This window comes from Bacillus cereus group sp. BceL291 (assembly GCF_051776705.1).
GTDB classification, from domain to species: domain Bacteria; phylum Bacillota; class Bacilli; order Bacillales; family Bacillaceae_G; genus Bacillus_A; species Bacillus_A cereus.
The window spans coordinates 1-7,896 of sequence record NZ_JBPWAP010000135.1; the positions used below are offsets into that span (position 1 = coordinate 1).

Here is a 7,896-nt window from a genome sequence, read left to right on the forward strand (position 1 = left end):
CCTTTAGGTTTCCCTTCTAGGTGAGGTGATTGGTAATAGGTCTTTCGTGAGTTAACCTAGATTAGTGCTATTTAATCAATTCTAAATCTACCCTTATGGGCGCACATACATGCTTATTAAATCATCAAAAGTGACATCTTTTTGAGGATTATGCAGCTTTAATAAATAGATATGTTGTTTAAGGTGGTTACGCTGGGCTTGTTCAAAGAACGCATTGTTAGATTCAGATAAACCTTGAATAACCATTGCGAAAACCTCTGCTACTTTATCAACCGGTCCACGCAGAATGTTTATATTTTTGGTATCAGGATTGGTTGGGTCAATGTAGTAAACCGAGCTTGCTGGGATCTTATGTGCTTGTACCAATTTAAATACTTTTTGACATAAATCATTACTCGGTTCAATAACAGTCACACCATTTAAAAATGTTCCTTTTACTTCTTCTGTATCATAATCATTCTTTTTATACGCTGTTTCAAACTTATTTATAAAACGTACCATCCAGTGTAGATCTTGATTAATCATGGGAATAATTAAACTTGATGTTTTACCAGAACCGATTGGACCAATAATGATTCCATTTAGCGTTCTATCTTTCCCCTTAATACGAACCATCTCTTTATGTTCAATATGCGGTCCAATTTCTACGTCAGGGTATATTTGTTCTTCTTGGCTATTAAACCATTTTTGTAACTTATGATTTTTATATTCGTATTTTTGTACCCACTTTAATATTTCTTCTCGGTAACGAACAATATGGCCACTATACCAAAGTGTAAATAAAATCATAAATACTGTAGGTAAAAAGACAAAAATCATAGTGAGTGTGTGAAAATTCCCTGTTAAAACATGACCTATGGCCTCATACTCACCAAAATTAACATGTTTTGATTTATCCGTAAGATACGGAATAACCTTTGCATGAATCGGAGCAGTTGCAAACCATAAAAATTGAATATCAACTGCAATATGAGAAACAATTAAAATTATTAATTTCCCATTTTTCACATGCAAAGCAGGAATACGGCTGTAAAACCTAAAGCTGAATTCTCCTAATAGCAAAGAGAAAAACATCAAAATAAGCGGTATATATGTAATTTCTATAGGATAAGACGGTGGTTCAAATGCATAGTAGAGTAACTTGATGTAGTTTACTAAACCGAATACAAAAGAAAGAATAAATCCGCTAATTAAGCCGATGGTAGTAAATAACGGTAATCGTTGTTTAAATGTCTGCATATAGGCTCACCTACCTCTTACAGATATAATCGAGCTTTATGTTTAAACTTGAATCGATTATTGAATTCTGGTTGGAATAGCTCCTTTGATTTTTTAAAAAAGAATTTTGCTGCATCTTCAGTTTGCTTTAAATATAAATCAATACTATCTCTTTCACAGAGCTGGTTATATTCTTCCTGAGATAGTACCGCAATATTTACTTCTATTTTTTTATTTGTTGCTGTTTCAATGATTACATCATACCAGTAGTAATTCGGTTTTCCTGGGATTTGGATATCTTGTAGGGAAACACTAAACGTTGCCCCCTCCTCTGTCATATGTTTGAGGACTAGTTCAGGGTTTTTAAACGCTTCTCTAGCAGAGAGTACTCCCTCAGTAGTAGTAGTTGCATATTGTAAATCCATTTTGATTTTCCACCTTTCTCCATACAAAAAAAGGCAAGCGACACCCACTGTAAAAACAGCGTGTGTCGCTTGCCTTAAATTCATATGTTCTGATTTGATTGTATTTTTGAGTGTTTAGTTCAAATGTTATTCTATCACCTTAAATAATAAAAATCAATAAAATTGTATAAAGGTATATAAAAAATAAACGATTAATATAATTCAGCAAGCTTGCGTCTTTTTGGATGTATGTTATTTGCAGTACGTGCCATGAGTTGTTCATCCGCGTCGATAGTAACACTTTCATTTTGGAGCGATAGAAGTAGTACATTGTCATAAGTGTCCATTAAAAGTATATCTCTAGCCTTTTTGCGTTTTGGATAGATCACAACAAGTGGTACCCCCTCAGCACCTTCTCTTCTTGAAAACACAACATCGTCTAATCTAGCAATCATTCGGTAATCATTTTCATTGCTAAAAATAAAGAAGAAATCTTGCATAGCATCTTTATCTCTCCTATACGTTCGTCTAAGACCACCATCTATTGTTTCCTTAAATGTTTGAACTTTTTCAACAAATGCGTAGCGCCAATCGGCATCTCCTACTGTACGCTGTGATAAAGGTAAAAGAATATCTTGTTCAAAGTTTTGATTATCATCTATTCCTAGAATGATATCTGAAATAACATCTCCAGCTTCTTTCAAAGAGCAGATGTATATATTTAGATTTGGTAGATTCATTAAAAGTTCATGATACTCACGCATAGAAAATAAGAGATTTTTCATGCGTACGTATGGTGGTTCTGCATCTTCCGCAAGGAACATCGATTTATCATACATAACAAAAACAACAGTAATATTTTTAGTGTTTTTTTGTGCATATTCAATATACTTCCCCACCTTTTCAACCAAGGTAGCATTGGTTTCTTTGCACATATCCATTTCAATGTAAATATTTTTGTCTTGATATGAAATATGTTCATCAGGAATTAAGAGTAAACCTGCATCTTCAATTTCTGTTTTCTTTTGTTTTTGATGATATGAGCGAATATCTAGCTCGCATAATATCTTATTCGTATTGGTCTTTTTCGACACTTCTAAAAGTGTGCGTACTAATGTTTCTCGTGAGCAGAGTGTATGTAGAGAGATTGAAGAAGAATATCTACGTTTTGATGATCCTACAGGAATCCTTCCTATTTCTTGAAGGTAATCAACCATTCTATCTTTTAAGGAGAATGTCGCACGTCTGGTTATACTATCATCTCTTTTATCAATTTTTTTGGTCAGGATAGCACCATATTTTGAAAAACGATTAAGTTTTGTAAACACACTATCCTCAGAAAAATCTCTACCTTCAAATGCACTATAAAGCTGAGTAATGTTTCGTGTAGTAAGATGCCTTTTGTAATATAAAAATGTGAATACAAATATATCAGCCTCTTTTAAACGAAAAGATTTTTGTGTGCCTTTACTTGTATATTTATACGTTTTGTTCTTCATTATATGCAACTCCACAATACGAATTTATTTTCAATAAATAACAACCATTTCTATATATCTTATTACAGCAAAATTTTGTTGTAAATTATTAAATTTTTAAACTGAATTTGCGCTAATCTAGATACTAAAACTCGTACGCTGAAGTTTGGATTACTTCTCTGGCTAAAAATACGCTAAAAACATTGATTTATATAGTCTTTTAGTTCTTTTAAAATTGTTCGGACGGAAGACATGTTTTAACCGAACAATTTATTAAAGGATAAAGTATACGAATACAATTGTTAGGACGGCCTAACAATTTATTTAAACTATCACATTGTGTAAAGCCGTGTTACACATACAGAAAATATAATAGATAACTCACTTGTGCATTGTAGATTCTTTTTGCTATTGAAATAGAAAAAGACCGACAAAATTATATTTGTGATATTATCCCCTTTAGGTAGACAGTGTGAAAAAGACCATGTATACACATGGATGTTACACTATTACTTGGAGGGGATTTTTCATGGCCAAAAAAGGTACCACATTTAATACATACTCAAATGAGATAAAGTTATCAGCTGTTCAAAGTTATTTAAACGGTGAAGGAAGCTACAATATGATAACGGAGAAATATCAGATTAGAAGCTCTACACAACTTAAAAATTGGGTAAAAAAATATAAAGAATGTGGTGAAATTATAGATACTCGTGGGGAAAATAATAAAATGAAAGGTATACCGAACCCTTTAAAAGGCAAACGGATTCATTTTAAAACTGTTGAAGAAGAGCGTGATTACTATAAGGCTCAGGTTGAATATTTAAAAAAGCAGTATCCAAATCTGTAAATGGGGGCGTACTAAAATATAAAGAACGATATCATATCATTGAATTACTAAAGAGAAAATATCCCGTTATATGGCTTACTAATTTTGCGAGTGTACATCGCTCAAGTTACTATAAGTGGGTTCATACAAAAAGTATGAACAACATACGACTAGAATCCGATAAACGATTAAAAAAGGTAATTCAATCTATTCACCTAAAGCACAAAGAATATGGTTATCCACGTATGAAAATTGCTTTAGAAGAAGAGGGTTATTTTATAAATCACAAAAAGGTATATCGATTAATGAGTGAGCTTAACATTCAGTCTATTATTCGGAAGAAGCGTCGCTTCTTTAAAGGGAATTATTCTAATACTTTTCCAAATGTTTTAAACCGTGAATTCAAAAATCGCCAACAAAATGAAGCACTTGTTACAGACATTACCTACCTACGATTTCAAGAGGGCTTCCGCTATCTTTCTGTTGTACAAGATATTTATAATAACGAAGTTGTTTCTTGGAAAATTTCCAAGCGTAATGATAATGAACTTGTATTAGATACAATTGAAATGTTGGCACAAAAAAGAGATGTGCGTGGAACCATTCTCCATTCAGATCAGGGGTTCCAGTACACATCTCATGCCTACAACAAACGACTTTTAGATTTAGGTATCATTGGCAGCCACTCTCGCAAAGGAAACTGCCATGATAATGCCTGTATCGAGTCATTTTTCTCCCATTTTAAATCGGAGATGTTGTATTTGAATCGTTTTAAAACAGAAGCGGATTTAATACAAGCAATTGAAGAATATATTTACTTTTATAACTATAAACGTTTCCAAAAACGACTCAACCATCGAGCTCCGATAGAATATCGAATCTCGATGGCTGCTTAGTCTTTTTAATACTGTCTACTTGACAGGGATAAGACCATTTGTCGGTCTTTTGTTTAGAATGATAATTTCTTCTTTACTGGTTGTGAATCATCAGCAACTTCGACTTCAGGTTCAGCACCAAAATTCAATTTTTTCTTTTTCGGTTTTTCTTCTTGTACTGAATCATCAAATGCAAAAAGTTTATTTAAAACAGCATTTGATTTCTTAGAATTAGCTTGCTCACGTTCTTCTTTAATTCTCGTAATCTCATCAATAATATCACTCACACGTTTTGGCAATGGTAGTCCTGCAACAACTGAATAGAATTTTACTATATCCTCTTCTTTTTTCGCTGTATGTTTATTAACATATGGAGCTATAGGACGTTCATCTACATATGGAGTTCTTTCTTTTAAGAAGTTTTCCATTTGGTTAAGGAAAGAGAAGTTATATAATCGACCTGCTCGTAGCGGTGATGTAACGATAGATAGTGCGCTCTTTTTAGCACTTTCTAGCTCTTCTTTTTCTGTATCATATAAAACGCCTTTTTCTAGCGCGTTCCCTAACTGAGTCAAGTAACCTAGCGGGTTTTCAGTGTCTAATTGATTTGATTTTAGTTCTAGTTTTGCTAATGATAAAACGCCTGGTGTATTAATTACTTGAGCAAATTCACTCGCATCAAAATGTGTATCTGAAAACGGTGTAAATGATGAAGTAACTAGATTAATCTCATGTAATGCATCAGCAATATATTTGTTACTATAGCTAGTATATTCGTTTGCTAAAGCACTTGGATTTTCCTCTTCAAATTTTCTATATAGTTTAGCGTTATCTATTAATACAATTGAACCAAAAGCTTCTTGGTTCATAGCAATACTACGAATGCGTGAAGTTGCATTTTCTAATACTTTTAAAGCCTCTGCATCACGTGGTAAAGTCAGTAATAATCCAAAATTGTAATCATGTTCATATAGCATTTCAATTGCCTTTAATAGAGCTCCAGTTCCTGTTCCTCCACCAAGGCCACAAGTAATCCAAATGAAATCACGATCTTCAAATTCCTGCTTAACTGCTTCGAAAATCTTTGTTTCATGCTTTACAAATGCTTCCTCACCAACCTGTGGATTACGAGCTGCACCCTGCTCATATCCTTCTAACTGTATTTTACGTACATTTCCCCCATTTTTAATCTCAATTTTGTTAAAATCTTGACTATTTGTATTAACAAGAATCGCACGATATGGGTATTTGTTATTTTTAATTTGAGTTTCTTTATTTGCACACTCCGCTGCGATTGCGCATCCACCCATACCTAGTCCTAAGAATCCAAATTTTAAACTAATATTTCCTTGGCTTTCGATTTCTGAAAAATTGCCTGCCATATGTATATCCTCCCTCAAGTATATATTTTAGTTGTTTTTCTCAACTCTTTTTTCTTTTTTCTAGTTCTTTGATCAAAACATTACCTAGATCTGTTACTTCGTAAACTCGAACGCGTCCAAATGGTTTAAAAGATATCAACCCTGCCCCTTCAAGTCGTGCAGTCATAATATCCAAAGAATATCGCGATGGAAGTATCTTTTTTCCTTCATAATCTTTTTCATTCTCAATTTGATATTCTTTATGATACTGATTGATACAATCCCAAAGTTTTTCCTTGTGCATTGCTCCCTCAGCATATAGGACACGTAGAGCCCAAATACCGTCATTTAAATTCTCACAGAGTACATCAATAATTTCATTGCTGTTCATTGATATATTAGACACTAATTTCACACCACCTTTAATAAAAAGCAAAATTTATGTATAGACACAAAAAGCAATAAAAATATTAAGGGATTTAGTCCCGATATATTCACCGTAGATACTTCGGAATATACTTCCGAAGTATCGTATGTATTAACTATAATATATCTCCGCGTTTTTATCAAGAACCTTTTAATATCAACACTTTAAATACTTCCGAAATATCAACCGTAATATTACCTGGAGTATCCCCCGTAATAATAACAGGTTAAATTAACGTAATAATTACGATAATAAATTATTTTGTTTTTACCTAATAACTCTTATTTGTATTTAAAAATATGCAAAAATTAAGTGGCATAAGAGTAGATTAATTGCTTCTATGATGTGCTGATTTTGTAAATATTGAGTAATAAAACACGCTCACCCAACTAATCACTGCTCAATAACATAGGGATTTTGATATAAAACTCAATGAATGAGCAATGAATGATTGAGTGATCAAACGTAAAAAAACCATGATATTTTATGTAATCTACAAAGGTGTTCTTTTCGTTTCTATAGAATTTTTATATAATGTATATAGGACAAGCATCATATAGTTAGGTGGTGAGCAAATGATTGATGAACAGTTAAGCGATGGTTATTATCGCGTATCTGAAGTAGCAACCATGCTTGATATTCCTGAAAGTACTCTTCGTAGATGGTTGAACGATTTTGATGAGTACTTGAACATAAAAAAAGAACGCCAACTTAAATATGTTCATGAGGATAGTATTGATACAGTAAAAAAGATTAAACATTATTATTCTGAGTCAAAGAAAAAGCACGAAATTGTTGGGCTTTTAGATATGGATCCGACGGTTATTCGAAATGTTTATGCTGAAGATGTTGACGGTGATGGTGAACCAAAAGAAACTTCATTAGTTAAAGCACAGCAGGTCAATCTAGATTTTATAGAAGCTTTGACTGAAAAAATTACTGAGGAAGTTACAGCTAAAGTGACTGAAGAATTAACAAAACAAAATATGGAATTCTTCGCTGCGGTGGCTAAACAAAGTCAGGATAATTTCGATAGAATCAATAAGCGCTTAGAGGAACGTGACGAAAAGTTAATGAGTACTATACGATTAATTCAAGAACAAAAAAGCGCTAATGCTCAGAGACAAGAAAATACTGAACAAAAAGGCGGCTTTTTCTCAAAGCTTTTTGGAAAAAAATAAAAAGACTATCTTTTGAACTGAACCCAAAAAATTAGACAAATATATTAAGCAGCTACTAAGGATTGAACTCTGTATTGCACAGGGGACAATCCTTTTAGTTTTGTTTTAATTCTTTTGTGATTG

Annotated in this window: 7 protein-coding genes and 1 pseudogene; 2 read left to right on the plus strand and 6 right to left on the minus strand. The window is 32.8% G+C overall.

The genetic code is table 11. The features are described from left to right. Positions 1-105: 105 nt before the first annotated feature. The 3 genes and pseudogenes from ACS2CR_RS32665 to ACS2CR_RS32675 all read right to left on the minus strand — a co-directional run. A pseudogene (locus ACS2CR_RS32665) lies at positions 106-1,239 on the minus strand (conjugal transfer protein TraG); the annotation flags it as partial. A 17-nt stretch (positions 1,240-1,256) separates the two neighbouring features. Then, positions 1,257-1,643: a hypothetical protein gene (locus ACS2CR_RS32670; RefSeq protein ID WP_033700041.1), complete on the minus strand. Its 387-nt coding sequence runs from the start codon at positions 1,641-1,643 to the stop codon at positions 1,257-1,259. Between the two features lie 191 nt (positions 1,644-1,834). Further along, a complete protein-coding gene (locus ACS2CR_RS32675) occupies positions 1,835-3,121 on the minus strand; it encodes a replication-relaxation family protein (protein ID WP_060852774.1) in 1,287 nt (428 codons plus the stop codon). A gap of 508 nt (positions 3,122-3,629) precedes the next feature. Between ACS2CR_RS32675 and ACS2CR_RS32680 the strand changes: the two genes are divergently transcribed. Further along, positions 3,630-4,825, plus strand: a protein-coding gene (locus ACS2CR_RS32680) for an IS3 family transposase (protein WP_374050075.1) whose coding sequence is annotated in 2 segments (ribosomal slippage) — positions 3,630-3,924 and positions 3,924-4,825 — 1,197 coding nt in all. Because the reading frame shifts where the segments join, the coding sequence is not laid out codon by codon here. Positions 4,826-4,878: 53 nt separating this feature from the next. Here the strand turns inward: ACS2CR_RS32680 and repX are convergent. Next, on the minus strand, positions 4,879-6,186 hold the full coding sequence (gene repX / locus ACS2CR_RS32685) for a plasmid replication protein RepX (RefSeq protein WP_033700045.1): 1,308 nt from the start codon (positions 6,184-6,186) through the stop codon (positions 4,879-4,881). A 40-nt stretch (positions 6,187-6,226) separates the two neighbouring features. Next, the gene (locus tag ACS2CR_RS32690) at positions 6,227-6,556 is read right to left on the minus strand and encodes a hypothetical protein (protein WP_033689979.1); all 330 of its coding nucleotides are present in this window, start codon (positions 6,554-6,556) and stop codon (positions 6,227-6,229) included. A gap of 611 nt (positions 6,557-7,167) precedes the next feature. On the opposite strand from ACS2CR_RS32690, the gene ACS2CR_RS32695 reads away from it, so the two are divergent. Continuing rightward, positions 7,168-7,773 carry a DUF3967 domain-containing protein gene (locus ACS2CR_RS32695; RefSeq protein WP_000564664.1) on the plus strand — a complete coding sequence of 202 codons (606 nt, stop codon included), beginning with the start codon at positions 7,168-7,170 and terminating at the stop codon, positions 7,771-7,773. 44 nt (positions 7,774-7,817) lie between these two features. Here ACS2CR_RS32695 and ACS2CR_RS32700 read toward each other — a convergent pair. Beyond that, positions 7,818-7,896: IS3 family transposase (locus tag ACS2CR_RS32700; RefSeq protein ID WP_131229404.1), on the minus strand; the 79-nt coding region annotated here is incomplete at its 5' end.